General features: G+C 66.1%; 31 protein-coding genes. 16 read left to right on the top strand and 15 right to left on the bottom strand.

Features of this window, described 5'->3' with window-relative positions; genetic code table 11:
* Positions 1–28 precede the first annotated feature (28 nt).
* Positions 29–445, bottom strand: a complete 417-nt coding sequence (locus ACIQCS_RS01715; protein WP_401529895.1) for a PAS domain-containing protein — start codon at positions 443–445, stop codon at positions 29–31.
* A gap of 339 nt (positions 446–784) precedes the next feature.
* Between ACIQCS_RS01715 and purL the strand changes: the two genes are divergently transcribed.
* The 7 genes from purL to bfr all read left to right on the top strand — a co-directional run bounded on the left by purL (position 785) and on the right by bfr (position 6,732).
* Positions 785–3,004 carry a phosphoribosylformylglycinamidine synthase subunit PurL gene (purL, locus tag ACIQCS_RS01710; protein ID WP_345850655.1) on the top strand — a complete coding sequence of 740 codons (2,220 nt, stop codon included), beginning with the start codon at positions 785–787 and terminating at the stop codon, positions 3,002–3,004.
* Positions 3,005–3,042: 38 nt separating this feature from the next.
* Positions 3,043–3,450 (top strand): hypothetical protein, encoded by a 408-nt coding sequence (locus ACIQCS_RS01705; RefSeq protein WP_345850654.1) that lies wholly within the window; start codon positions 3,043–3,045, stop codon positions 3,448–3,450.
* Between the two features lie 69 nt (positions 3,451–3,519).
* Positions 3,520–4,188, top strand: coding sequence for a nitroreductase family protein (locus ACIQCS_RS01700; protein ID WP_345850652.1), 669 nt, complete (start codon positions 3,520–3,522; stop codon positions 4,186–4,188).
* Between the two features lie 32 nt (positions 4,189–4,220).
* Positions 4,221–4,664, top strand: a complete 444-nt coding sequence (locus tag ACIQCS_RS01695) for a hypothetical protein (protein ID WP_345850651.1) — start codon at positions 4,221–4,223, stop codon at positions 4,662–4,664.
* Positions 4,665–5,912 (top strand): DUF418 domain-containing protein, encoded by a 1,248-nt coding sequence (locus ACIQCS_RS01690; protein ID WP_345850649.1) that lies wholly within the window; start codon positions 4,665–4,667, stop codon positions 5,910–5,912.
* A 56-nt stretch (positions 5,913–5,968) separates the two neighbouring features.
* On the top strand, positions 5,969–6,139 hold the full coding sequence (locus tag ACIQCS_RS01685) for a (2Fe-2S)-binding protein (RefSeq protein WP_345850648.1): 171 nt from the start codon (positions 5,969–5,971) through the stop codon (positions 6,137–6,139).
* 110 nt (positions 6,140–6,249) lie between these two features.
* Positions 6,250–6,732, top strand: a complete 483-nt coding sequence (gene bfr, locus ACIQCS_RS01680) for a bacterioferritin (RefSeq protein ID WP_086128691.1) — start codon at positions 6,250–6,252, stop codon at positions 6,730–6,732.
* Between the two features lie 150 nt (positions 6,733–6,882).
* Here bfr and ACIQCS_RS01675 read toward each other — a convergent pair whose 3' ends face one another.
* The 5 genes from ACIQCS_RS01675 to panB form a co-directional block, all read right to left on the bottom strand.
* Entirely contained in the window at positions 6,883–7,293 is a 411-nt protein-coding gene (locus ACIQCS_RS01675) for an Hpt domain-containing protein (protein ID WP_086128690.1), read from the bottom strand.
* A gap of 108 nt (positions 7,294–7,401) precedes the next feature.
* On the bottom strand, positions 7,402–8,772 hold the full coding sequence (der, locus tag ACIQCS_RS01670; protein ID WP_345850646.1) for a ribosome biogenesis GTPase Der: 1,371 nt from the start codon (positions 8,770–8,772) through the stop codon (positions 7,402–7,404).
* Positions 8,773–8,884: 112 nt separating this feature from the next.
* Positions 8,885–10,207 (bottom strand): PQQ-binding-like beta-propeller repeat protein, encoded by a 1,323-nt coding sequence (locus ACIQCS_RS01665; protein WP_345850645.1) that lies wholly within the window; start codon positions 10,205–10,207, stop codon positions 8,885–8,887.
* Entirely contained in the window at positions 10,204–10,914 is a 711-nt protein-coding gene (locus ACIQCS_RS01660; RefSeq protein ID WP_345850644.1) for a tetratricopeptide repeat protein, read from the bottom strand. The genes ACIQCS_RS01665 and ACIQCS_RS01660 overlap by 4 nt, the downstream gene beginning before the upstream one ends.
* Before the next feature lie 77 nt (positions 10,915–10,991).
* Complete coding sequence (gene panB, locus ACIQCS_RS01655; protein WP_345850643.1) at positions 10,992–11,849, bottom strand: 3-methyl-2-oxobutanoate hydroxymethyltransferase; 858 nt, start codon at positions 11,847–11,849, stop codon at positions 10,992–10,994.
* A 344-nt stretch (positions 11,850–12,193) separates the two neighbouring features.
* On the opposite strand from panB, the gene ACIQCS_RS01650 reads away from it, so the two are divergent.
* The 3 genes from ACIQCS_RS01650 to ACIQCS_RS01640 are packed head-to-tail and all read left to right on the top strand — an operon-like array spanning position 12,194 to position 13,233.
* Positions 12,194–12,610, top strand: a complete 417-nt coding sequence (locus tag ACIQCS_RS01650; protein ID WP_345850642.1) for a hypothetical protein — start codon at positions 12,194–12,196, stop codon at positions 12,608–12,610.
* Position 12,611: 1 nt separating this feature from the next.
* Positions 12,612–13,034, top strand: coding sequence for a hypothetical protein (locus tag ACIQCS_RS01645; protein WP_345850641.1), 423 nt, complete (start codon positions 12,612–12,614; stop codon positions 13,032–13,034).
* Complete coding sequence (locus ACIQCS_RS01640; RefSeq protein ID WP_086128683.1) at positions 13,027–13,233, top strand: helix-turn-helix transcriptional regulator; 207 nt, start codon at positions 13,027–13,029, stop codon at positions 13,231–13,233. The genes ACIQCS_RS01645 and ACIQCS_RS01640 overlap by 8 nt, the downstream gene beginning before the upstream one ends.
* Positions 13,234–13,257: 24 nt before the next feature.
* Here the strand turns inward: ACIQCS_RS01640 and ACIQCS_RS01635 are convergent, their stop codons facing one another.
* Positions 13,258–13,605, bottom strand: a complete 348-nt coding sequence (locus tag ACIQCS_RS01635; RefSeq protein WP_345852070.1) for an ArsC family reductase — start codon at positions 13,603–13,605, stop codon at positions 13,258–13,260.
* A gap of 129 nt (positions 13,606–13,734) precedes the next feature.
* Here ACIQCS_RS01635 and ACIQCS_RS01630 point away from each other — a divergent pair, with 129 nt between their 5' ends.
* On the top strand, positions 13,735–14,163 hold the full coding sequence (locus ACIQCS_RS01630; protein WP_345850640.1) for a hypothetical protein: 429 nt from the start codon (positions 13,735–13,737) through the stop codon (positions 14,161–14,163).
* Positions 14,160–14,570 carry a DUF1801 domain-containing protein gene (locus ACIQCS_RS01625; RefSeq protein ID WP_345850639.1) on the top strand — a complete coding sequence of 137 codons (411 nt, stop codon included), beginning with the start codon at positions 14,160–14,162 and terminating at the stop codon, positions 14,568–14,570. Before ACIQCS_RS01630 ends, ACIQCS_RS01625 begins: the two co-directional genes overlap by 4 nt.
* Here the strand turns inward: ACIQCS_RS01625 and ACIQCS_RS01620 are convergent.
* The 6 genes from ACIQCS_RS01620 to ACIQCS_RS01595 form a co-directional block, all read right to left on the bottom strand.
* Positions 14,567–15,037: a GNAT family acetyltransferase gene (locus ACIQCS_RS01620; RefSeq protein ID WP_345850638.1), complete on the bottom strand. Its 471-nt coding sequence runs from the start codon at positions 15,035–15,037 to the stop codon at positions 14,567–14,569. The two genes, ACIQCS_RS01625 and ACIQCS_RS01620, sit on opposite strands and share 4 nt — an antisense overlap.
* A complete protein-coding gene (locus tag ACIQCS_RS01615) occupies positions 15,034–15,288 on the bottom strand; it encodes a hypothetical protein (protein ID WP_345850637.1) in 255 nt (84 codons plus the stop codon). The genes ACIQCS_RS01620 and ACIQCS_RS01615 overlap by 4 nt, the downstream gene beginning before the upstream one ends.
* Positions 15,285–15,911, bottom strand: a complete 627-nt coding sequence (locus ACIQCS_RS01610) for a hypothetical protein (RefSeq protein ID WP_345850636.1) — start codon at positions 15,909–15,911, stop codon at positions 15,285–15,287. The genes ACIQCS_RS01615 and ACIQCS_RS01610 overlap by 4 nt, the downstream gene beginning before the upstream one ends.
* 61 nt (positions 15,912–15,972) lie before the next feature.
* Positions 15,973–16,545 carry a DNA-3-methyladenine glycosylase I gene (locus ACIQCS_RS01605; protein WP_345850634.1) on the bottom strand — a complete coding sequence of 191 codons (573 nt, stop codon included), beginning with the start codon at positions 16,543–16,545 and terminating at the stop codon, positions 15,973–15,975.
* Positions 16,542–17,729: a DNA glycosylase AlkZ-like family protein gene (locus tag ACIQCS_RS01600; RefSeq protein ID WP_345850633.1), complete on the bottom strand. Its 1,188-nt coding sequence runs from the start codon at positions 17,727–17,729 to the stop codon at positions 16,542–16,544. The genes ACIQCS_RS01605 and ACIQCS_RS01600 overlap by 4 nt, the downstream gene beginning before the upstream one ends.
* Positions 17,726–18,319, bottom strand: a complete 594-nt coding sequence (locus ACIQCS_RS01595) for a TetR family transcriptional regulator (RefSeq protein ID WP_345850632.1) — start codon at positions 18,317–18,319, stop codon at positions 17,726–17,728. The genes ACIQCS_RS01600 and ACIQCS_RS01595 overlap by 4 nt, the downstream gene beginning before the upstream one ends.
* Positions 18,320–18,480: 161 nt before the next feature.
* Here ACIQCS_RS01595 and ACIQCS_RS01590 point away from each other — a divergent pair, with 161 nt between their 5' ends.
* Positions 18,481–18,963, top strand: a complete 483-nt coding sequence (locus ACIQCS_RS01590; RefSeq protein WP_345850631.1) for an anthrone oxygenase family protein — start codon at positions 18,481–18,483, stop codon at positions 18,961–18,963.
* A gap of 357 nt (positions 18,964–19,320) precedes the next feature.
* Here the strand turns inward: ACIQCS_RS01590 and ACIQCS_RS01585 are convergent, their stop codons facing one another.
* The gene (locus ACIQCS_RS01585; protein WP_345850630.1) at positions 19,321–20,136 is read right to left on the bottom strand and encodes an SDR family NAD(P)-dependent oxidoreductase; all 816 of its coding nucleotides are present in this window, start codon (positions 20,134–20,136) and stop codon (positions 19,321–19,323) included.
* A gap of 91 nt (positions 20,137–20,227) precedes the next feature.
* Here ACIQCS_RS01585 and ACIQCS_RS01580 point away from each other — a divergent pair, with 91 nt between their 5' ends.
* Positions 20,228–20,791, top strand: coding sequence for a TetR/AcrR family transcriptional regulator (locus ACIQCS_RS01580; RefSeq protein ID WP_401529879.1), 564 nt, complete (start codon positions 20,228–20,230; stop codon positions 20,789–20,791).
* A 330-nt stretch (positions 20,792–21,121) separates the two neighbouring features.
* Here the strand turns inward: ACIQCS_RS01580 and ACIQCS_RS01575 are convergent, their stop codons facing one another.
* Positions 21,122–21,535, bottom strand: coding sequence for a hypothetical protein (locus ACIQCS_RS01575; RefSeq protein WP_345850628.1), 414 nt, complete (start codon positions 21,533–21,535; stop codon positions 21,122–21,124).
* 141 nt (positions 21,536–21,676) lie between these two features.
* Here ACIQCS_RS01575 and ACIQCS_RS01570 point away from each other — a divergent pair, with 141 nt between their 5' ends.
* Entirely contained in the window at positions 21,677–22,315 is a 639-nt protein-coding gene (locus tag ACIQCS_RS01570) for a type IV toxin-antitoxin system AbiEi family antitoxin domain-containing protein (protein WP_345852068.1), read from the top strand.
* Positions 22,308–23,171: a nucleotidyl transferase AbiEii/AbiGii toxin family protein gene (locus ACIQCS_RS01565; RefSeq protein ID WP_345850627.1), complete on the top strand. Its 864-nt coding sequence runs from the start codon at positions 22,308–22,310 to the stop codon at positions 23,169–23,171. The genes ACIQCS_RS01570 and ACIQCS_RS01565 overlap by 8 nt, the downstream gene beginning before the upstream one ends.
* The last annotated feature ends 66 nt before the right edge of the window (positions 23,172–23,237 follow it).

The raw sequence follows: 23,237 nt of genomic DNA, 5'->3' as shown, positions 1-23,237 counted from the left end.
AAATCAAATACTTGTTTGGGTTCTCAACCTAGTCCCGCCGCAGATGGGTGATGTCCTGCTTCAGGCCATAGAGATAGGCTGCACGGCCGTCGCGCACCTCGACATCGGCGGTCACGCGCATCCAGCGCATCTCGCCGTCCGGCCGCCGGATCTCCGCCTCGAAGGTGAAGCTGCCGCAATTGGCGATCGCCTCCGACCGCAGCCTGGCCAGCTCGGCCCGCGATTCCGGGCTGTACATGGCGACCACCTCTTCGCGCCGCACCGGACGATCGGGCGGCAGGCCGAAGATCGCGAACACCCCGGGCGTCCAGCGCAGGGAATCGTCGGAAAGGTCGCATTCCCAGGCGGCCGGCATCGGCGCGAGCACCGCGGGCGCACCGTCGGGCACGACGTGCAGCGCGTTCGCCCAACCCATCGGCACGCGCCCGGGCGGCGGCGCCGCCACGCGATCTATCCAGTGATTCGTCACGCTACACCCAAGGCTCCACTCCGCTCGCCTTGCTACGCCTCCAATGGTTAATCTCCAACCCCCGCATATTCCGACGATTCGGTCTTTTAATGTAGGATTCCATCCGCTTGGCTCGGCCGCGATGCGAACGCCCCGCCCCTTCCCCGCTCCTCGCGCGCCACGGGCGCGCAGGAGAGCAGCCGCGCGCGATGCCGTCGGGGCCTTTGCGACCTTCCGCGCCGTTCGCGCACCCGGGTGCGTCAAGAGAGTCAAGATTTTCGCACCGCCCCTGCCCGGGGGTGACGCGGGCACATGCCCTCGCTATGGGCTGCGCCCATGACCCAGATCACGTCCGAGATCGTCGCCGAGCACGGCTTCACCCCCGAAGAATATGAGCGCGTCCTGAAGGCGATGGGCCGCGAGCCCAACCTGACCGAGCTCGGCATCTTCTCGGTGATGTGGTCCGAGCATTGCAGCTACAAGTCGAGCCGCATCCATCTGAAGAAGCTGCCGACCACCGGCCCCCAGGTAATCTGCGGCCCGGGCGAGAATGCCGGCGTGGTCGATATCGGCGACGGCCAGGCCGCGATCTTCAAGATGGAGAGCCACAACCACCCGTCGTACATCGAGCCCTATCAGGGCGCGGCGACCGGCGTGGGCGGCATCCTGCGCGACGTGTTCACCATGGGCGCGCGCCCGATCGCCAACATGAACGCGCTGCGCTTCGGCCGGCCCGATCACCCCAAGATGAAGCACCTCATCGCCGGCGTGGTCCATGGCATCGGCGGCTATGGCAATTGCGTGGGCGTCCCCACCGTCGGCGGCGAGGTCAATTTCCACAAGGCGTATGACGGCAACATCCTGGTCAACGCGATGACGGTCGGCATCGCGGACACCGACAGGATCTTCTATTCGGCCGCCTCGGGCGTCGGCAATCCGATCGTCTATGTCGGTTCGAAGACCGGCCGCGACGGCATCCACGGCGCGACCATGGCCTCGGCCGATTTCGGCGAGGACAGCGAGGAGAAGCGCCCCACCGTCCAGGTCGGCGATCCCTTCACCGAGAAGCTGCTGATCGAGGCGTGCCTCGAGCTGATGTCGTCGGACGCGATCGTCGCGATCCAGGACATGGGCGCCGCCGGCCTCACTTCCTCGTCGGTCGAGATGGCGAGCAAGGGCGGCGTCGGCATCGAGCTGATCATGGACGACGTGCCGCAGCGCGAGACCGGCATGACGCCGTACGAGATGATGCTGTCGGAAAGCCAGGAGCGCATGCTCATGGTGCTCAAGCCCGGCCGCGAAGCCTTTGCCGAGGCGATCTTCCGCAAATGGGAGCTCGATTTCGCGGTGATCGGCCATGTGACGGACACCGGCCGCATGGTGCTGAAGTGGCAGGGCGATATCGTCGCCGACATCCCGCTCGCCCCGCTCGCCGACGAAGCGCCGCTCTATGACCGGCCGCATGTGCCGACGCCGAAGCCGGCCGAACTGACCGATGTTCCCGAGAGCGCCGATCCGGCCGCCGACCTGCTCAAGCTGGTCGGCACGCCCGACCTGGCCAGCCGCCGCTGGATCTGGGAGCAATATGACCACATGGTCGGCGGCGATACCGTGCAGCGCCCGGGCGGCGATGCGGCGGTGGTTCGCGTGCACGGTTCGGGCAAGGGCCTGGCGATCACCACCGACTGCACCCCGCGCTATTGCTTCGCCGACCCGGTGGAGGGCGGCAAGCAGGCGATCGCCGAGGCATGGCGCAACCTCTCGGCCGTGGGCGCGACGCCGCTGGCGGTGACCAACTGCCTCAACTTCGCCAATCCGCAGCGCCCCGAGATCATGGGCCAGATCGTCGGCTGCCTCGAGGGCATGTCGGAGGCCTGCCGCGCGCTCGACTTCCCGATCGTCTCGGGCAATGTCTCGCTCTACAATGAGAGCAAGGCGACCGGCGGCGGCTCGGCGATCCTGCCGACTCCGGCGATCGGCGCGATCGGGCTGCTCAAGGATTATTCGAAGAGCGCGACCATCGCCTTCAAGGGCACCGGCGACATCATCCTCGCGATCGGCGAGCGCTCGGGCCATCTCGGCCAGTCGCTGTGGCTGCGCGAGCTGCACGGCCGCGAGGAAGGGCCGGCCCCCGAGGTCGATCTGATGATGGAGCGCCGCACCGGCGCCTTCATCCGCTCGGGCATCTGCACCGGCGCGATCACCGCCTGCCATGACGTGTCGGACGGCGGACTGGCGGTCGCGATCGCCGAGATGGCGATGGCGTCGGGCATCGGCGCGATCATCGACCAGCCCCAGCCCTTCGGCATCGCCGGCTCGTTCTTCGGCGAGGACCAGGGCCTGTATGTCGTCACGATCTGCGACACCTGCCTTGCCGACTTCCTCGTCGCGGCGGACAAGGCCGGGCTGGTCGCCGATCCGATCGGTCGCACGATCAAGGACCGGATCATCTTCGAGCTGGAAGAAGGCGATTTCTGCGTGAGCCTGGCCGATCTCAAGGCAGCGCACGAAGCGTTCTTCCCGGAGCTGATGGGGGAAGACGCGGCCCTGGCCTGAGGTAGGTGCATGCCGGGCCGGCAATGAGGGAGGTCATGATGCCCGCTGGCTATTCCGGCACGCCGCTGGCGAAGAAACTGGGGCTCAAGCCCGGCATGCGCTGCTGGTTCCGCGACATGCCGGACAGCGTCCGCGCCGAGATCGATCCCGCTGGGCTGGGGATCGAGGAATATGCCGCCGCCTGTGCCGGGCTGCAGGCGGCGCATGTCTTCGTCACCGAGCGGGCGCGGCTCGAACGGGAATTGGCGGCGCTGCTCGCCCTGATCGACCGGAACGGCTTCATCTGGGTCTCCTGGCCCAAGAAAGCCGCCCGGGTGGAGACCGACGTTACCGAGGACGTGATCCGCGCGGTCGCGCTGCCCATGGGACTGGTCGACATCAAGGTCTGCGCGGTCGATCCGGTCTGGTCGGGCCTGAAGCTGGTGATCCGCCGGGAGAATCGCTGAGCGCTACGGGGAAAACCGGATTGCCCGGCCCGAGACACCGGTGGCATCGTCGAATCAGAGGGAGCGTCCATGGCCGAGCACGAAGCGCTGCCGTGGCAGCCCTATCCGGAACTGAGCGACGATGTTCGGATCGCCCGTGCCCGGGCGTTCCTTGCGGAAATCGCCGCCCGCCGCAGCTGCCGCGCCTTTGACGAGCGGCCCGTGCCCCGCGAAGTGATCGAGGTGGCGCTGCGGGCCGCCGGCTCGGCACCGAGCGGCGCCAACCGCCAGCCCTGGCACTTCTGCGCGATTGCCGGGGCGGAAGCCAAGGCGGCGATCCGCGTCGCCGCCGAGGAGGAGGAACGCCATTTCTACGCCAACCGTGCGCCGCGATCCTGGCTCGATGCGGTACGCCCGCTCGGCACGCATGCCGACAAGCCCTTTCTCGAGACGGCGCCCTGGCTGATCGCCGTCTTCGCCCGGCGCCTTGCCGACGAGGAAGCCGTGCCGCGCAACTATTACGTCACCGAGAGCGTGGGCATCGCCACCGGGATCCTGCTCGCCACGCTGCACGCCGCCGGCATCGCCACCCTGGTCCACACGCCCAGGCCGATGCGCTTCCTCAACCGCGTCTGCCGCCGGCCGGACAGCGAGAAGGCGCTGATGCTGATCGTCGCCGGCCACCCGGCTGCCGAAGCCATGATCCCGGTGGCCGGCAGCATGAAGAAGCCGCTGGAGGAGATCAGCTCCTGGCTGTAGCGTCGGGCGGGGAGAGCGGGAGGACAATAGACATGGCCCATGCCGGACGCCGGATCCTGGTGGCGACGCTGGTCGCCGGCACGCTCGACATCGCCGCGGCGGCGATCCTCGCGCTCCAGGCCGGGCGCACGCCCGACGGCATGCTGCGCGGCGTCGCCAGCGGTCCCTTTCCCGGCGCGACCGGCTGGGGCACGGCCGGCGCGGCGCTGGGGCTGGCGGTCCATTTCGCCATCATGGCGGTGATGGCGACGCTGTTCGTCCTCGCCGCCGACCGGCTGCCCCTGCTCAAGGCGCGGCGCATGGTCGCGGGCATCGGCTATGGCGTCGCCAGCTGGGCGGTGATGAACCTGGTGCTGCTGCCGCTGCGCTGGCCGGCCGTCTTCCCGCATCTCGACCCGCAGACGGTCGCGACCCAGCTCTTCTGCCACATCGTGCTGGTCGGCATCCCGATCGCACTGATCGCCGCACGGCGCTGAATGCCGGCTCCCGCCGCGGGCATCCGGCTCGCTTCCCTCGATATGGTCCGCGGCGTGGCGGTGCTGGGCATATTGCTGCTCAACATCCTTTCCTTCGCCATGCCAGAGGCCGCCTATGTGAACCCGCGCGCCTATGGCGGCTGGCACGGGGCCGACCTGGCGGCCTGGGCGATCAACTTCGTCCTGTTCGACGGGCGGATGCGCGGGCTCTTCTCCTTCCTGTTCGGCGCGTCGACGCTGCTGGTGATCGAGCGGGCCGAGGCAGGCAGGCGCAGCCCCGCCGGCGCGCATTACCGGCGCATGGCCTGGCTGCTCGTCTTCGGCATCGCCCATCTGTTCCTGGTCTGGCACGGCGACATCCTCGCCCATTATGCGATGATCGGCATGATCGCCTATGCGATGCGCAGCCTGCCCGTGCCGCGCCTGCTCGTGCTCGGCACCATGCTCGCCCTGGCCGGCGCGGTCCTGTTCGCGACCATTCCGCTGGGCATCGTCCAGCTGCAGGCGAGCGCGCCGCATGGCGCCGAGCTCCGCCACTATGCCCAGGCCTTCGGCGTTCCCGCCCCGGCCGACATCGCCCGCGATCTCGCCCTGCACCGTGGCGGCTATGGCGCGATCCTCGCCGATCGGGTGCGCGAGGACGGCGGCGCCCTGTTCGCGCTGTTCGTCTTCTTCGGGCCGGAAACGCTCGGCTATATGCTGTTCGGCATGGCGGCGCTGCGCAGCGGCATGCTGCGCGGCGCATGGACGCGGGCGCGCTATCGCCGCTGGCTGATCGTCTGCTGGGGCATCAGCCTGCCCGCCTATGCCGCGCTGGCATGGTGGCAATGGCGTTCCGGTTTCGACATGCGCGTGGTCGCGGCGATGCTGCCCCTGACCGCGCTGGTCCGCCCGCCGATGATCGCGGGATGGATCTGCCTGATCCTGCTCCTCGCCCGGCCGGGCGGCGCGCTGACCGCCCGCCTCGCCGCGGCGGGGCGCATGGCCTTCACCAACTATCTCGCCACCAGCCTGATCTGCACCACGCTCTTCTACGGCTATGGCCTGGGCTGGTATGGGCAGCTGACGCGCTGGCAGCTCTATCTGGTGGTCTTCGCGATCTGGGCGCTGATCCTGCTCTGGTCCAGGGCCTGGCTCGACCATTTCCGATTCGGCCCGTTCGAATGGCTGTGGCGCAGCCTGGCGCGCGGGAGCTTCCAGCCGATCCATGGGCGCGCGCCAGATAGTAATGCGAGTGCCTCGCAATAGTCTTGCGAATCAGTGTCAATAGCCCTACCTCTTCCCGCGAGAGTTGTGAGGGTCTGATGGTCGTTTGCGTTTGCAATGCTCTTCGGGAACGTGAGGTACGCGCCGCCGCGCGCGAAGGCGCGACCAGTGCCTGCCAGGCCTATCGGGCGCTCGGGTGCCAGGCCAAGTGCGGACAATGCGTGCCGTTCGCACGCGAGATCATCGCCCAGGAACGTGCTGCTGCGTAACGTTCGCAACAGCCAAGAACCGCAGAAATCAGCCATTTTCTGACTGTCCAACCCGGCGTTCCGCGCCTATTCTGCCGCCCGAAATCCAATCACAAGCACAGGTGGCGGCAATGAAGGGCGACCCCAAGGTCCTCGATTATCTCAACGAGGCGCTCAAGAACGAGCTCACCGCGATCAACCAATATTGGCTGCACTACCGGCTGCTCGACAATTGGGGCGTCACCAAGCTGGCCGAGCTCGAGCGCCACGAATCGATCGACGAGATGAAGCACGCCGACAAGCTGGCGGAGCGCATCCTGTTCCTTGACGGCCTGCCCAATTTCCAGCTGCTCGGCCGCCTGCGCATCGGCGAGACGGTGGAGGAGATCCTCAAGGCCGATCTGGCGGTGGAGATGGAGGCGATCCCGCTGCTGCGCGACGCGATCCAGCATTGCGAGAGCGTGCGCGACTATGTGTCACGCGATCTGTTCGCTCATATCCTCGAAAGCGAGGAAGAGCATGTCGACACGCTGGAGAAGCAGTTCGACATGATCGCCCGCATGGGGCTGGAGAACTATATCCAGCTCAACAGCGAGGCGGCCGAGGCGAGCTAGGGTCAAAGCCTGACCAGGGCTTTGCTTCTATTTGCCGTCCTGACTTCTTCCGTCGTCCCCCGCCATCCCTCCCTTGTCATCCCCGCCTGCGCGGGGATGACGGAAATACTCTCAAAAGCTTGCCTGGATTCTCAACCCGGGCCCCGGCGGTCAGCCGGCGAGCGAGCGCCGGCCGAACACCGGGCGGCGCTCCACCAGCGGGTTGGATTCGCGCTCGAGCAGCGCCAGCGTCGCCTCGAAAAGCGGGCGCAGCTGCACGACATGTTCGAGCACATCGGTCGGCGTGTCCTGCCGCTCGATGCACAGGCGCGCGCTCATTTCGATCGTCTCGGCTAGGTCCGCCAGCGGATCGGCGCCGAACTGGCGCGATTCGCCCTTCAGCGTATGCGCGGGAATCACCATCGACGCGGCATTGTTCGCCCGCATGGCCTCCTCGATTCGCGCAACGGACTTGACGCCGTCTTCGCGAAAATAGCCGAGAATGCGCACGAAATTGGCGCCGAGCTCGGCCCGCGCCTGCGCAAAACTGTCCCAGTTCACCAGCTGCTCGTTGCCGGTCATCGCTTCTTTCCCCTACTCCGCACCCTCCAGAGCGTTCCGAAAGGTATCGCCCGTGTGTAAACACAGGGTTGATTTGGGGTCAGGATCGTTACGGAAGCGATTGGATTCTCATTCCTTATCGCGATCGAACGGATTCTTCGGCGCGCGCAAGGTCAGCCGCACCGGCACCGCGCCGAAATCGAATTCGCGGCGCAGGCCGTTGATCAGATAGCGCTGATAGCTCATCGGCAGCAGGTCGACGCGGGTGCCGAACAGCACGAAGCTGGGCGGGCGCGTCTTGTTCTGGGTTACGTAGCGCGGCTTGATCCGCTTGCCGCCGGGGGCGGGCGGCGGATTCGCTTCGACCGCGCGCTCGAACCAGCGATTGAGCTGGCCGGTGGAGACGCGGCGCGACCAGGCCTCGCGCGTCTTGAAGGCAACGTCGATCAGCGTGTCGAGCCCCTTCCCCGTCGCCGCGGAGACCGTCAGCAGCGGCACCCCCTTCACTTGCGCCAACCCTTCGTCCAGCGCGCCCTTCACGCCGTTGAACAGGCTGGAGGCGTTCTCGGCCACGTCCCATTTGTTGAGCGCGATGATCAGCGCGCGCCCCTCCTGGAGCACGCGATCGGCGATCTTGAGGTCCTGGACCTCGAGCCCGCGCGTGGCGTCGAGCAGCAGCACCACCACTTCGGCGAAGTCGATCGAGCGCAGCGTGTCGGCGACGGAGAGCTTCTCCAGCTTCTCCTCGACGCGCGCCTTCTTGCGTAGCCCCGCCGTATCGATCAGGCGGACCGGGCGCATATTGCCGTCGAAATCCTCCCATTCCCAATCGATCGCGATCGAATCGCGCGTGATCCCGGCCTCGGGCCCGGTGATCATCCGGTCCTCGCCGAGGAAACGGTTCACCAGCGTCGACTTGCCCGCGTTCGGCCGGCCGACGATCGCCAGCTTGAGTGGGGCATTGGGGTTGTCGGGATCCTCTTCCTCGACTTCCTCTTCCTCGCGCTCGACATGCGGCAGCAGCGCCTCGAACAGGTCGCCCATGCCCTCGCCATGTTCGGCCGAGAGCTGCACCGGATCGCCGAAGCCAAGCGCCATCGCCTCGATCACGCCGGTCTCGCCCGCGCGGCCCTCGGCCTTGTTGGCGACGAGTATGATCGGCCGGTCAGTCGAGCGCAGCCAGCGGGCGATCTCCTCGTCGAGCGGCGTCACGCCGGCCCGGGCATCGACCAGGAACAGCGCGACATCGGCCTCCTGCACCGCCGCCTCGGTCTGCTGGCGCATCCGGCCGGGCAGCGTCGCCGCGTCCTCGTCCTCATAGCCCGCCGTGTCGATGATGCGGAATTCGAGCCCGAGCAGGTTCGCATCGCCCTCGCGGCGATCGCGGGTCACGCCCGGCTGATCGTCGACCAGCGCGAGCCTCTTGCCGACCAGCCGGTTGAACAGCGTCGATTTGCCGACATTCGGCCGGCCGATGATGGCGACGATGGGCAGTGGCATGGCGTGAAAACTCTTGTCGACGGTGTTCAGACGAGGAAAACGGCATGGCACCCAAAAAAGCAACGGGCGAGGCCTTTCGGCCCCGCCCGCCTGCCATGGCCGGGACAGATGCTCAGCGGAACGCGGTCAGGCGCCCCTTGTCGTCCAGGATGTAGAGCATGTGGTTCGCCACCACCGGCTGGAGCGAGATCGGCGCCTTCAGCTCGATCGTCGAGCTCACGCTGCCGTCGGTCGGCGAGACGAAAACCAGCTCGCCGCGCGTGCTGCCCAGGATCAGCTTGCCGCCGGCCAGGACGGGGCCGATCCAGTTCCACGGATCCTTGGGCTTCTTGTCGTTCTTGTAGCGCTTGAGCGGCGCGATCCAGCGCACCTTGCCGCTGGTACGCGAGAGGCACAGCAGCCGGGCGTCGTCGGTCACCACGAACAGCCATTCGCCCGCCACCCAGGGGGTGGAGATGCCGGCGATGTTCTGCTCCCACATGCGGTTGCCGGTGGCGATGTCCATCGCGACCATGCGGCCGCCCTGCCCCACGGCATAGACGCGGCCCTGGTCGATCACCGGCTCGGCATCGATGTCCGACAGCGAGGAGACCGAAGTGGTCATGCTGCTGCGCGACAGCACGTCGCTCCACAGCGAGCGGCCATTCTCGTAGCGATAGGCATTGAGCTCGCCCGACGAGAAGCCCGCGATCACGGTACCCTGCGCCGAGGCGGGCGCCGCGACGCCGAACACGCCCTGCGATTCGAGGCTGGCCGAAGCGGTCCAGCTGACGTCGCCATTCTCCTGCTTCATCACGAAGAGCTGGTTGTCCTGCGTGACGACATAGGCATTGCCGTTGGCGAGCGTCGGCGCGCCGCGCAGCGGGCCGCCGGGACGCTTGCGCCACAGCTCGGTACCATCGGCGACCTTGAGCGCCACCACGTCCCCCAGGCCGTTGGTGGCGAAGACATGCTCGCCCGAGACGCTGACGCCGCCGCCGAAGCGCGCGGTCTTGTTGCCATCGGCCTTCACCGTCGCGGCGCGCCACAGCTCGGCGCCGGTGGCGGCATCCAGCGCATGGACCTGGCCGTCGGTATCCATCACGAACAGCTTGCCGCCCGCGACCACCGGCGAAGCGGCGAGACGCTCCTTCTTGGAGGTCTTGGCGATCTGCTGGCTCCACACCTGCGACGGCGTGGCGGACAAGGCGAGATGGCCCATCGACTTGGCGGCGTTGCCGCCCGGCTGGTTCCAGTCCTCGTTCGCCGTCGCTTCCGGCACGAGCACGTCGACATTCGCCAGCGACTTGTCGCTGGTGATGTCGTTTTCGGACATCAGGATGGGAACGCGCTCGCCGAGCACGGGCGTCTTCTTGCCCTGCCCCTTGAGTACCCCGCAGCCGCTAACCAGCGCGAGTGCCGCAAGGGCCCCAGCCACCCTCAGCTTATTGTTCATTTAGCCTGCTTTTCCTTCGACTGATCGAGGACGTCGATCCCCAATACGCTCGCCAGCTGAACCGCGCGTTGCCGCGTCGTATCCGGCACATTGTCACCGCCCTGGGCGATCTGCTGGAGGAGCTTGCCCGCCTCGGCGCGCTTGCCGAGCTTGATCTGCGCGGCCGCGACCATTTCGCCGGCGCTGCCGAACCAGGCCGAAGCCGGCTTGGCGAGACCCTGGAGGCGCGAGACGACCACTTCCGGCTTCAGCGTGTCATATTCCACCGCGGTCTGGCGCAGCAGCGCGTAATCGCGGAACGGCTTGGCGAAGCCGCCATTGCCGGCAACCGCCGCGAACTTGGCGGCGGCGCCCTTCGCATCCTTCTTCTGCAGCAGCAGATTGCCCTCGATGATCGACGACATTGCGGCATAGCCGTTGGTGCCGCTGGCGGCGAGCTTGGCAAGCTCGGGGTTCGCCTTGTCGAGCTGGTTCTGCTCGATGTTGCGCAGGGCGGCGTCATATTGCTCGCCCTTGGCGCCCGCGGCGGCATCGGTCTGATGCTGCCAGAACAGGAAGCCGCCGAGCGCGGCGAACGCGACCACGACGGCGCCGATGATCAGCCGGCCATAATTCTGCCAGATGCCGAGCATCTGCGAACGGCGATATTCCTCGTCGACTTCGCGCAGGAAGGCTTCGTCTGTCGTGCCGGAGGGGGGAAGCGCCAAAATCTACTCCATGCGTCTCTTGCGGGCGCGAACCTAAATCGTGCCGTGCGGGAATCAACAGAGCGCTCGGTAGCCCGTCAATCCCGCGGCGCATAGACCTGATCGGGGCCCGGGAAGGCCCGCGACCGAACATCGGCGGCATAGGTTTCAACCGCGGCGGAAATACGGCCGGCGAGATCGTCATATTTCTTCACGAACCGGGCGGTCCGCTCGAACATGCCGAGCATGTCGTCGATCACCAGCACCTGGCCGTCGCACTCGGCCGAGGCGCCGATGCCGATCACCGGGCACGAGACCGCCGCGGTGATTTCCCGGGCCAGCGTCTCGACCACGCCTTCCACCACGATGCCGAAGGCGCCGGCGGCAGCGATCGCCCGCGCATCGTCGAGGATCTGGGCATGTTCGGCGTTGCTCCGGCCGCGCGCGCCATAGCCGCCAAGCGCGTTGACCGCCTGGGGCGTGAGGCCGACATGGCCGACCACGGGGATCCCGCGCTTCGTCAAAAACTCGACCGTGGGCGCCAGCGTCTCGCCGCCCTCCATCTTCACGCCGGCCGCCCCGGTCTCGGCAAGCACGCGCGCGGCGGAGGCAAAGGCCTGTTCGGGGCCCTGCTCATAGCTGCCGAAGGGCATGTCGACCACGACCAGCGAGTGCCAGCTGCCGCGCACCACCGCGGCACCGTGCGCGATCATCATCTCCAGCGTCACCGGCAGGGTGGAAGGCAGGCCGTAGATCACCTGGGCCAGGCTGTCCCCCACCAGCAGCACGTCGCAATGCGGGTCGAGCAGCTGCGCCATCCGCGTCGTATAGGCGGTGAGCATCACGATCGGATCCTTGCCCTTGCGATCGCGAATCGCGGGAACGGTGAGCCGCTTCATCGGAGCGGGAGTCGGGTTTGCGCGGCTCGTGGCCGTATCCATGGTGACGTGCGACATAGCGGCGGGTCTAGCGGGTTGCGACGAGGGTCGCCAGTGTAACGGCGTCCGGCGGGCCACCCCGCCCCCTCACGCCCCCCCTCACGCCCCCTTGCGATTTTCCACCCCCGCCATCCTCATTTCCCGTCCCGTCCCCGCCGTCCCGTCCCCGCCATCCCATCCCGTCGTCCCCATGCCCCCTCCGTCATCGCCGCGCAGGCGGGGATCTAGGGCCACGCAGGATGGTGCTCGACACCTCTGGATCCCCTTCTTCGCGGGGATGACGGAGGGGAGGGTTCGAATCACTTGACTCAATGTCAATAATACTCAACATTGAGTTATATATTTCGAACCTGAGGTGCGTTATGCCATTCAAGGAAAAGATCGCCTGGATCTCGATGATCACCACCGCGCTGGTGTGGGGCGGCTATTTCGGCTTCATGCTGGCGACCGGCGGCAAGCTGCACGGCGCCGTCTATTTCACCGGCTTCATTGCCGCGGTGATCCTCCAGACGATCCTCGCCACGGGTGCCGCGATCGTCACCGCGGCGCTCGCTCCCGCCGATGCCAGCGCCGGCAGCGACGAGCGTGACCGCGACATCGCCCGGCGCGCCTATGCCCTTGCCTATCCCGTGCTGATCGCGCTGGTGTTCTGCGTTGCGGGAAGCGTGCATCTGGGCTTCGACAGGATCGACATGGCCTATGCCATCATGGGCGCGATCGTGATCGCGGAGATCGTCCATTATGCCGCGCAGATCGCCGGCTATCGCAGGGGGCACTGACATGGCCTATCGTGAGAAGACCGCTTGGCTGACCCTGATCTGCATGGCCGTGGCCTATGGCATCTACTTTCCGATGATGGCGCTGCGCGAAACCCCGCCCACGCTGTTCGACATCCTGTGGAGCTTCGGCATCATCGCCGGGACCCAGGCGGTGGTGGTGATCATCGGCCATATCGTCCTCGCCGCCCAAGCCCCGGGCGCCGCGGGCCGCCGCCCGGACGAACGCGACAAGGCGATCGCCCGGCGCGGCGCGTCCGCGGGCTATTATGCGCTGATGGCAGGCACGATCCTGGTCGGCGTGGTCATGCCGTTCAGTGAGCCGCCGCCCAAGATCGTCAATACCGCGCTGCTCGCGATCGTGATCGCCGAAGCGGTGAACCACTGCCTGGTCCTGCTGAGCTATCGGAGGGGCTGGCATGGCTAGGGTGGTCAACCAGGTGCGCACCTTGCGCTTCCTCGCCGGCGAGATGACCCAGGCCGAGCTGGGCGAGAAGATCGGCCTCACCCGCCAGACGATCGCGGCGATCGAGCAGGGCAAATATTCGCCGTCGCTCGAAGCCGCGTTCCGCATCGCCCAGGTGTTCGGCAAGCCGCTCGAGGAAGTGTTCAGCTGGGAGGCGTGAACGCGCGCGGCCCGCGCGCGCCGGTCAGAGCAGCGCCCGGGCGTAGTTCTCCGGCTTGAAGCCGACCAGGATCCCGCCCGGATATTCGAGCACGGGGCGCTTGATCATCGAAGGCTGGGCCAGCATCAGCGCCGCCGCCTTGCCGGCATCGATGCCCTCGCGATCGGCATCGGGCAGCTTGCGGAACGTGGTGCCCGCCCGGTTGAGCAGCACTTCCCAGCCGGCGATCCCGCTCCAGCGCGCGAGCCGGACCGCATCGATCCCCGATGCCTTGTAGTCGTGAAAGGCATAGGCGATGCCATGCTCGTCCATCCAGGCGCGCGCCTTCTTGATCGTGTCGCAATTCTTGATGCCGTACATGGTGACCGTCACGTCGCGCCCTCGCCTGCTCATGGTTTCGGCCATGCGATAGCGTGCTTCGCGGCGGAAAACAGTCGGCTTTCGATCCGGCGGGCCATGCACTAGGCTGGGTGTCCGAATTGGTGCCGAGAGAACAGCGCGATGAATCGGTTCGACAAGCTGGCGCTGACGGCGGCGATCCTTGCGACGCTGCTGTTCGCACGGCACGCGATATCGGCCGCCAGCCTCTATCTCGCCCATGCCTCGCCCGCGACGGTGGCGGGCCGGATCGCGGGGGAACTCATCGTCACCTATGGACCGATCGCGGTCGCGGCTCTGTTCTGGCGCTGGTCCAAGCGCACGTCCATGCCCTGGCTCCCGCATCTGCTGTTCCTTCCCGTCGCGCTGCTGGTCTTGTGGGCGGGCGCCGCGCTCCTGCTCACGCTGGCAGAGGCATCGAACTTCGACGACACTATCGGAGGGCCGGTGGTCGCCGCCTTCCTGCTGTTCCTGATTGCCATCGGCATCTATTGCGCCGCGCTTCTCTCGTCGCCGAGAGGCCCGCGCCCGACCGGGGAGCGCGGGGCATGACCGGGCCGAAGCTCCTGTCCGGCGGCAATCCCCAGATTCCCAAGGGCGAAGGCGACGCGCCGGTGCAGGCCTATATCGCCGCGATGCCCGGCTGGAAGCAGCGGATCGGGCGCGCGATCGACGATCTCGTGGCGGGCGCCGTGCCCGGCGTGCGCAAGGCCGTGAAATGGAACACGCCCTTCTACGGTGCGCCCGATCGGGAAGGCTGGTTCCTCGCCTTCCACTGCTTCGACCGATATGTGAAGCTCACCTTCTTCCGCGGCGCTGCGCTCGATCCGGTGCCGCCCGGTCCATCGAAACAGCAGGACGTGCGCTATCTCGACATCCGCGAGGAGGACGCGATCGACGAAGCGCGACTGGCCGCGTGGATCCGGCAGGCGAGCACCCTGCCCGGCGAGATGCTCTAGGACGGATCGCGATCCGACCAATCCGCCCCGGAGGGAGAGGAATGCCGCCCCGCCTGGTCGTTCAGGAAACGGCCGAACGTGACCACGCCCTGCCGTTCCAGCCCGAGGGCTTCGTAGAAGCCGAGCGCCTCCGCATTGCCTTCGCGCACCATCAGCTGGATCTTCGGGCAGCCGCGCGCGTGCAGCCAGGCCTCCGCCTCCGCCATCAGCGCGCGGCCCAGTCCGACGCCGCGGGCGGCGGGTGCGACCGCGAGATAATAGACCCAGCCGCGATGGCCGTCGTCGCCCAGCATCACGCTGCCCATGATCTCGCCGCCCTCCCCCTGCGCGACCAGGATCGTCGCGGATTCCGCCGCGAGCGCGCGGGTGAAATCCTGCCCGGGATCATTCCACGGCCGCGTGAGCCCGCAATCCCGCCATAGCGCGATGACCGCCACCGCATCCTCGGCGCATGCCTGCCGGATCATGCCGGGCGCCGCGCGATGTGCCACAGCGTCACTGCGCCGATCAGCATCCAGATCACGTTCAAGGTCGCCGAGGGGATGGCGCCGTTCCAACCGCTGTTGACCACGAAACAGCCCGCGCCGATGACGTTCATCCACTGATAGGCGCGCGACCGGCCCGTCAGCCTGCCGGAAGAAAGCAACAGATAGGCAGCCAGGATCAATGCTGCCCCTGTCCAGCCGACGATCTCGATCAGCAGCCTCTCGACGCTCATCGCGCGATGCAGGTGACGCCGGCCCACAGGTTGGTCACCTTGCCGTCGGGCGCGGGCGAGCTGAGCAGGCCGGAAAGCGCGCCCATCATGAATTCGTTGCCGATCGACGTCTCGCCGACGTCCACCGTGCCGGCCGCCTCCAGCTCCTTGCGGCTGGTGCCGATGCCGATGCCCTTGGCCGTGGCGAACCCGGCCGCCTCGCGCCCGTCCAGGTCCCAGCCGGCGAACTTGCCGTCCTGGAAATAGAGCGAGAGCCCGTCGCGGAAGGCCGCGGAGCCGAGCGGGCCGGCACCGCAATCCTGGTTGCCCGCTTCCTCGATCGGGCTGCCCAGCGCGCCGGCGAGCATCTGCACCGCATCGGCCCTGGCCATGCCGAAGCGCACATGACGGGAGGAGCCGTCGGGCAGCACCAGCGTCAGCTCCTCGGGCGCCAGCCGAACCCCGATGCCCGGCGCCTCCGCGCGCGCGCTCGCCGCATTGGCCTCGGCATTGCTCGCGGGCGGGACGATGATCTCGGCCTCATTCGCCGCCGCATCCTTCTCCACCGGCTTTTCGGGCTCGGGCGAGCAGGCGGCGAGCAGGCCCAACGCCACGAGCGCCCACGGCAGCGGCTTGATCGTCATCGTCCCTTCCCCACCCGGTTCGCGGCCATTTTCTCACTATCCCGCGGCGCCCGCAATGGCTTCAGGCGAGCGCGGCGACGGGCGCGCGGCGGAAACAGCCCTGCTGATGATCGTTCACCAGCCCCACCGCCTGCATCCAGGCATGGACAATGGTCGGCCCGACGAACTTGAAGCCGCGGCGCTTCAGCTCCTTGGAGATCGCTTCGGAAAGCGGCGTGGTCGCGACGAAGCCGTGCCCCGGGCTCTGGATCGGCGCGCCGCCGGTAAAGCCCCAGCAGAATGCGGCAAAATCCTCGCCGCGCGCCTGCATCTCGCACCAGATCTGCGCGCCCCTGATCGTCGCCTCGATCTTGGCCCGGGCGCGGACGATGCCGGGATTCGCCATCAGCCGCTCGACATCCTCGGGCCCGAAAGCGGCGACCTTCACCGGATCGAAGCCGGCGAACGCCGCGCGAAAGGCTTCGCGCTTGCGCAGGATGACGATCCAGGCGAGCCCGGCCTGGAAACCCTCGAGCATCAGCGCCTCCCACAATTCCCGCGAATCGCGGATCGGCACGCCCCATTCGGCATCGTGATAGGCGCGGTTGAGCGGATCGCTCACCGCCCAGGCGCAACGCGGCAGATCGTCGGTCATCGGCTTCCCCTGATCGTCTCGCCGATACGCACTTCGCCCAGCCCGAGCCAGTCCGCCATGCGGGCGAGCTCGATCGCCAGCCGCTCCTCGGTATCGCGCGGCGCATGCGGTTCCAGCGTCACCCGGTGCGCGAGCAGCCGGCCGGCCTGGCGATCGGCCTTGAGGTCGACGCGCGCGGTGAGCGCCTCGTCCATCAGGAAGGGCAGCACGAAATAGCCATGGGTCCGCTTGCCGGCCGGGACGTAGATCTCGATCCGGTAGCGGAAATCGAACAGGCGCTCGGTGCGGGCCCGTTCCCAGATCAGCGGATCGAAAGGGGCCAGCAGGGCGTCGCCGCGCACCCGGCGCGGCAGGCGGGCATCGCGGTGCAGCCAGGCCTTCTGCGTCCAGCCCTTCACCTGGACCGGGATCAGCGTGCCCTCTTCCTCCAACTCGGAGACGGCGCCCTTCGCCTCTTCGGGCCTGAGCCGGAAATAATCGCGCAGGTCGGTCGCGGTCGCCACGCCGAGCGCACGGGCGCTGCGCTCGATCAGCACGCGCTGGGCGGTCGCGGCATCGGGCGCGGGCAAGTCGTAGACCGCGCGCGGGATCACGCGCTCGCTCAGGTCATAGACCCGCTCGAAACTGCCGCGCCGCGTGGCGGTGGTGATCTGGCCCGACCAGAACAGCCATTCCAGCGCGAGCTTGGTCTCGCTCCATTCCCACCAGCCGCTTTTCGAGCTGCCATTCTCGAACTCGGACGCGGCGAGCGGCCCTTCGCCGGCAATGCGGTCGCGCACCGCCCTGGCCTCGGCGTTGCGTTCGCGGGCGAACAGGCGGAGCTGGCGCCAGCCGATCTCGCCGCGCTCGGCCCGGGCCATTCGCCAGCGGAAATAGGGATGGAGATCCACCGGCAGCAGCGAAGCCTCGTGCGCCCAATATTCGAAGAGCCTGCGCCCGCGCCGCGGCCCCCAGGCATCGCGCTCGAGCAGGGTCCGGTCATACCCGCCCAGCCGCGAAAAGGCGGGCAGATAGTGCATCCGCGTCAATACGTTGACGCTGTCGATCTGATGGAGGCCCAGCCGGTCCACGGTGCGGCGGAGGTGCGCGGCCCCCACATTGCCGGGCCGGCGCGCGCCGAAGCCCTGCGCCGCCAGGAAGATGCGGCGAACCTGCTGCGGCGAAAGCGTTTCCCCCGCGTTCATGGCGTGGTGAGCGCCGCGAGGTCGGCCGGCAACAGCTGCTTGAACAAGGCGAGCACCCGCCTCCCCTCGGCAGGCGGCAAGGTGATCGCATGGCGCACCGCCGCGGCGATCAGCGTCATCACCAGCTGGGCATAACGCTCGATCGCCGCCGGGCTCGCCCCGCCCGCGATCGGCCGCACCGCCTCCGCGAGCAGGCTGGCGAGGAAGGCGCCATCCTCCTCGTCGAGCTTCTGCAGGGCACGATCGGCCTGGGTCGCCTGCCAGATGTCGCGCATCATCGGTTCGTCCATGAACATGCGATAATAGCTGTCGACGATATCGCCCAGTGCCGGATGCAGGTCCGCCGCGCTCTTCACGGTGGCAAGGTCGCGCGCCACACAGGCGCGGCCGATCGCGTTGCAGCGCTCGGCCAGCGTGCCGATGATCGCCGCCTTGTCCGGGAAATACTGATAGAGCGAGCCAAAGGGTATGCCGGTGCGCTCGACGATGTCGCTCATCCGAAAGGCGTCGCTGCCCTTCTCCGCCATGACCGCCGCGGCGCATTCCAGGATGCGCTCGAACCGCTCGCGGCTGCGCTTCTGCGTGGGCACCATCCGCGCCCGCGCCGCGGACGGTGCCGCCTCCCGTTCCGTCCCTGCCGGCCTTCGCCCCATTCCGCTTCCCGTCATGCCCGCTTGACGAGTCAAATACGAGATATTATCGGGTTTAGCAAATACGATATATTCTCGTATTCAATCGAAGGGCCTGGATCATGCGAACCTTTCTCGTTCCCGGACTGCTCTGGTTCTCGGCAATCGGCGCCGGACTGATGGCCGGGGTCTATTATGCCTTCTCGACCTTCGTCATGGCGGCGCTTGGCCGGATTGCCCCGGTCTCGGGCCTGGCCGCGATGAACGCGATCAACGTCGACATAGTGCGCTCGTCCTTCCTGCCGCTGTTCCTCGCGACCACCGTCGCGGCAGGACTGATCGCGGTGGCCGGCGCGCTGCGCTGGGGCGAGCCGGGAGCGCCGGCGATGATCGCGGGCGGCACGATCTATCTGCTCGGCATGTTCGGCGTGACGATGTTCTTCAACGTGCCGCTCAACGACGCATTGGCCGCGGCCGGCGACGGTCCCGGCGCGGCCGGGATCTGGGCGCGTTATCTCAAGGAATGGACGATGTGGAACCATGTCCGCACCCTGAGCTCCGTCATCGCGCTTGGACTGTATGTCGCGGCGCTGGTGCAGCGCTAGGGTCAAGATCCAATCAGGAAATACCGTTGCCCCCGCCTGCGCGGGGATGATGATATCCGTTGATTGAGGCGGTGACCTAGCCCCCGACCTCACTCCACTCGATTATTTCGAGCGGCATAACCGCTTGATCTGCCTGGCCGGAATATTTCCGGCCGGCACTACATCGTCAGACAAGCCGTCAAGAAGTACCGCTTTTTGAAAACATTGGATTTTTCGCTCAATCACGAGAAATCGCGGTTTCGCCGTCTATCGATCGACACGTAGCACCGATCATAGCCATGAACCAACGGTTCACGGCTATGATCGTGGCTGGATTCCGCCTGCGCATGCGTCAACGCAGCCGGCCTGACGATAATCTCACCACGCCCGGTGCGCAGCCTTCGAGACATCTTCCCACGCTTCCCAGGTTTTCATCCGCTCGCCGTAGACGTGACGGACCATCGGCAGATCAGTGCCCAGCATCAGTCGCAAAGGCGGATTGTCGGAATCCACGAGCTTGGCGATGGCCGGCCAGGTCGCCGCCGGATCGCCAGGCACCAAGCTTGTCATCGACTGAGCAACAGCGTCCCGGACGTCGTCGTAAGCCGCCATCGACTCGGCGACTTTCAGCGAAGTCCCGAAATCAGTCGCATAGGCGCCAGGCTCGATCATTGTCGTTCTGATTCCGAAGGGGGCAACCTCGGCAGCGAGCGCTTCGGCAAAGCCCTCGATGGCGAACTTCGTCGCTTCGTAGATCCCAAAGGTTGGAAAGGTGATCAGGCCGGCCACGCTCGAAACGGGAAGGATGTGACCGCTGCCTTGCGCGCGAAGAAAGGGCAAGGCGGCCTGGACGAGGGAAATCGTGCCCAGGACATTCGTCTCGAAGACAGCCCGAATATCCGCAAAGCGCGTTTCCTCGACCGCACCCATGATGCCGTAACCGGCATTGCTCAGAATGATATCGAGCCGGCCAAAATGCGCATGTGCCATTGCCACCGCCTCGAACACGGCGTCGCGGTCGGTGACGTCGAGACGCAACGGCAACACCTGGTCGCCATAGGTGCCGACCAGATCGGCGATGGCATCCGGATTGCGCGCCGACGCGGCAACCTTGTCGCCGCGCGCGAGGGCTCCTTCCGCCCAGAGGCGACCGAAACCGCGCGCAGCTCCCGTAATGAACCAGATCTTGCTCATGATGATTGTCCTTCGCGACACTATGACACTTTTAGTCTAAATGTCAGCTAGCATCATTGACATGAATGGTCAATATGTCAGAGTGTCAGGCATGAGTGATTCAGCAAGCACACGCCGGTCGCATATCGTCGGGGCGGCAACGTCGATATTCCTGCGCTACGGTTTCGGCCGGACGACGATGGCGGATATCGCCAAAGCCTCGGGCCTGACGCGGCCGACCCTCTACCTCACATTTCCAGACAAGGAATCCGTGTTCCGGGCCGTCGTCGAAGCGATGGTCGACGAGAAGATTGCGCAGATCCGAACCGGGATCGCGGGCTTGCCGACGGTCGATGAGAAGCTGCTCTATGCATGCAATGCCTGGGCAACCGAAGGGTATGAGCTGATGCAGGCCCATCCCGACGCGCGCGATGTCTTCGACCTGGGCTTCAAAGCCGTCTGCAGTGGCTACCAGGTTTTCGAAGATCAGCTGGCCGACATCCTGGGGAACGCGGTTGACCGATCGGCTCTCGATCTGTCGTCGGCGGATATTGCCCGGTCGATTGTCTATGCCCTCAAGGGCTTCAAGGATATTGCGACCGACAGCGCAGACCTCCGGACCCTGATCGCCACGCATGTCGCAATCGTCAGCGCCGCGCTGGTCAAGGCGCCTTGATGGGGAAGGCAGAGAGATTGCGCGGCGTTGGGTCGGCCGACCTCATTCCCACTCGATTGCCTCAATGGCCAATAAATCATTGATATAATTCACAAATTATACCTTCGCCGAGTCCGTGCCCGGCACACAAACCGTCAAAAATCTACGCTTTTGATTTCAAACGATTTTTCCTGAAGAAATTTTTTGCAAGGCTTCGCCATCTATCGCTGTCGATCGCCCCATTCCGACGCCTTGGATCGCAGTTGCCTTCGTAGCGGCGCTCCAAAGATACCGTCACCGCCCTAACGAACACTCGTGGGAAATGCGAGCGTCAGCCTTGCGGGGAGTACGTCAATAATAGGCAGGCGGCCGAAAGTCGTGATCGTCGTCCTCGGCAAACAGCCGGCTCTCCTCAAGCCGACGCTCAAGACCATCTGCCGACAGCGCCAACTCGCGACGCGCCAGCTTTTCCTCCGCAAACGTCAAAAGAACCGCAATCCTTGCGGACGCATCCGCTTCCAGCTCGGCGCGCAGCGATGAGACAAGGCGCCGCAGCCGATCGAGCGAGGCCATTTCCTCCAGCAGGCTGTCGAGCGCCTTGGACCGGCGTTCGTCGATGTGTTTCTGGCGAAGGACACTCTCGCGACGCTGCCGTTCTTCCTCGCGCTGGCGCGCATCCGAAAGCACGAATTCTTTCGCGAGATAGGTCATCGGTTTCGACCAGACGAGATCGTAGAATTCTTCGCGCGTGAAGGTTCTGGACATGCACGGCTCCTGCCTTGCTCAGGTTGCACTAATGCGAGAGTCCTGATGCTTGCTCGGGCCACCGCGACGATCTTGATGCGCGATCACGATCGTTACTAGACCTTGTTGAAGTCGGGCGGATGTTATAAAACCTCGGATGCCATGGATAAGTCTCCGAGGAAATATAACACATCTGAGACCCAAGGGGAGCGGGCGCGAAAGCTGCTCGCCCAGCATGGCATGATGCGCATTCGGGAGCTCGAAACCGAAGGTATTGCGGCTACCACGATTGCTCGCCTGCTGTCTGACGGAACGGTGATGCGGCTGTCGCGGGGCCTGTATCAACTCGTCGATGCCGAGATAGACGCCAATCATGATCTCGCGGAGGCCGCGAAACGCGTGCCGAAGGGCGTCGTCTGCCTCACCTCCGCCCTAGCCTTTCATGAACTGACCGATCAGATGCCGCGAAAGGTCTGGATGGCGATAGGGCATAGGGACTGGACACCCGCCGATCACGGGCCACGCCTCAAGGTGGTGCGGATGTCAGACAGCCTGCTGCGATCGGATGTCGAGACGCATATGATCGAGAATGTCGGCGTTCCGATGTTCACCATCCCGCGGACGCTGATCGACTGCTTCCGTCATCGAAAATCCGTTGGGATCAATGTCGCGGTCGAGGCGCTGCGCGAGACGCTCAGGCAGCGCAAGGCGACACCGGCAGTCATCGCGGAATGCGCGCGCAAACGCGGTGCGTGGTCGGTGATGGCACCGTATCTCGAGACACTCACGCTCGATGGTTGAGAAACGCCCCAACCTGGGCGCCTCGGTCCGTGCGAAGCTGCTCAACCAATCGCGAGCCTCCGGTCAGCCGTTCGACCTCATCCTTGTTCGCTTCGCGCTGGAAAGGTTGCTGTATCGCCTGAGCATCTCCGCTCATTCGGAGCGGTTCATCCTCAAGGGGGCAATGCTGCTCACCACCTGGTTCGATGATCCACTTCGTCCAACGCGCGATCTCGACCTGCTCGGGTTTGGCGATCCGGATCCGGACGCGATGCAAACCACATTTGCCGAGATTTTTGCCATAGAGGTCGATGACGGCATCCTGTTCAACAGCGATGCCTTGCGTGTCGATCGCATCCGAGAAGCACTCGACTATGGCGGTGTCCGCCTCCGGACTATCGCCGATGTCGGCGGTGCGCGTGTGCCGGTCGCGATTGACGTCGGCTTCGGGGACGCGCTCGAGCCCGGTGTCGAAGTGCTCGACTATCCGACGCTGCTCGATCAGCCAGCGCCGAAGCTCCGCGCCTATGCCCGAGAGACAGTGATAGCCGAGAAGTTTCAGGCGATGGTCGCACTCGGCCGCGCGAACTCCCGCATGAAAGACTTCTACGACATCTGGCTGCTCGCCACGAGCTTTTCGTTCGAAGATGACCGGCTGGCCCGTGCGATCAGGGCGACGTTCGAGCGCCGCGAGACGATCATCCCGGAACAGCTTCCGGACGCCCTCACTTCCGATTTTGGTGAGGATCCCGCCAAGGTGCAGCAATGGGAGGCGTTCAAGCGCGATCTCGGCGCCGACCCAGGCAGCTTAGCCAGCGTGTGTGCTGCCCTCGCATCCTTTCTTGGTCCAAGGGCCGCAGCGGCCCGCGCGCTATGACCAATCCGGCCGCTGTCTTGACCATGTTGCGCCCTGCCGCCTCGGGTGAGCACGCCAATGGCCGGT

Origin of the sequence: Sphingomonas sp. NPDC092440, assembly GCF_044754985.1 — a bacterium.
Lineage (GTDB): Bacteria > Pseudomonadota > Alphaproteobacteria > Sphingomonadales > Sphingomonadaceae > Sphingomonas.
This window is presented reverse-complemented; position numbering and strand designations above follow the sequence as displayed.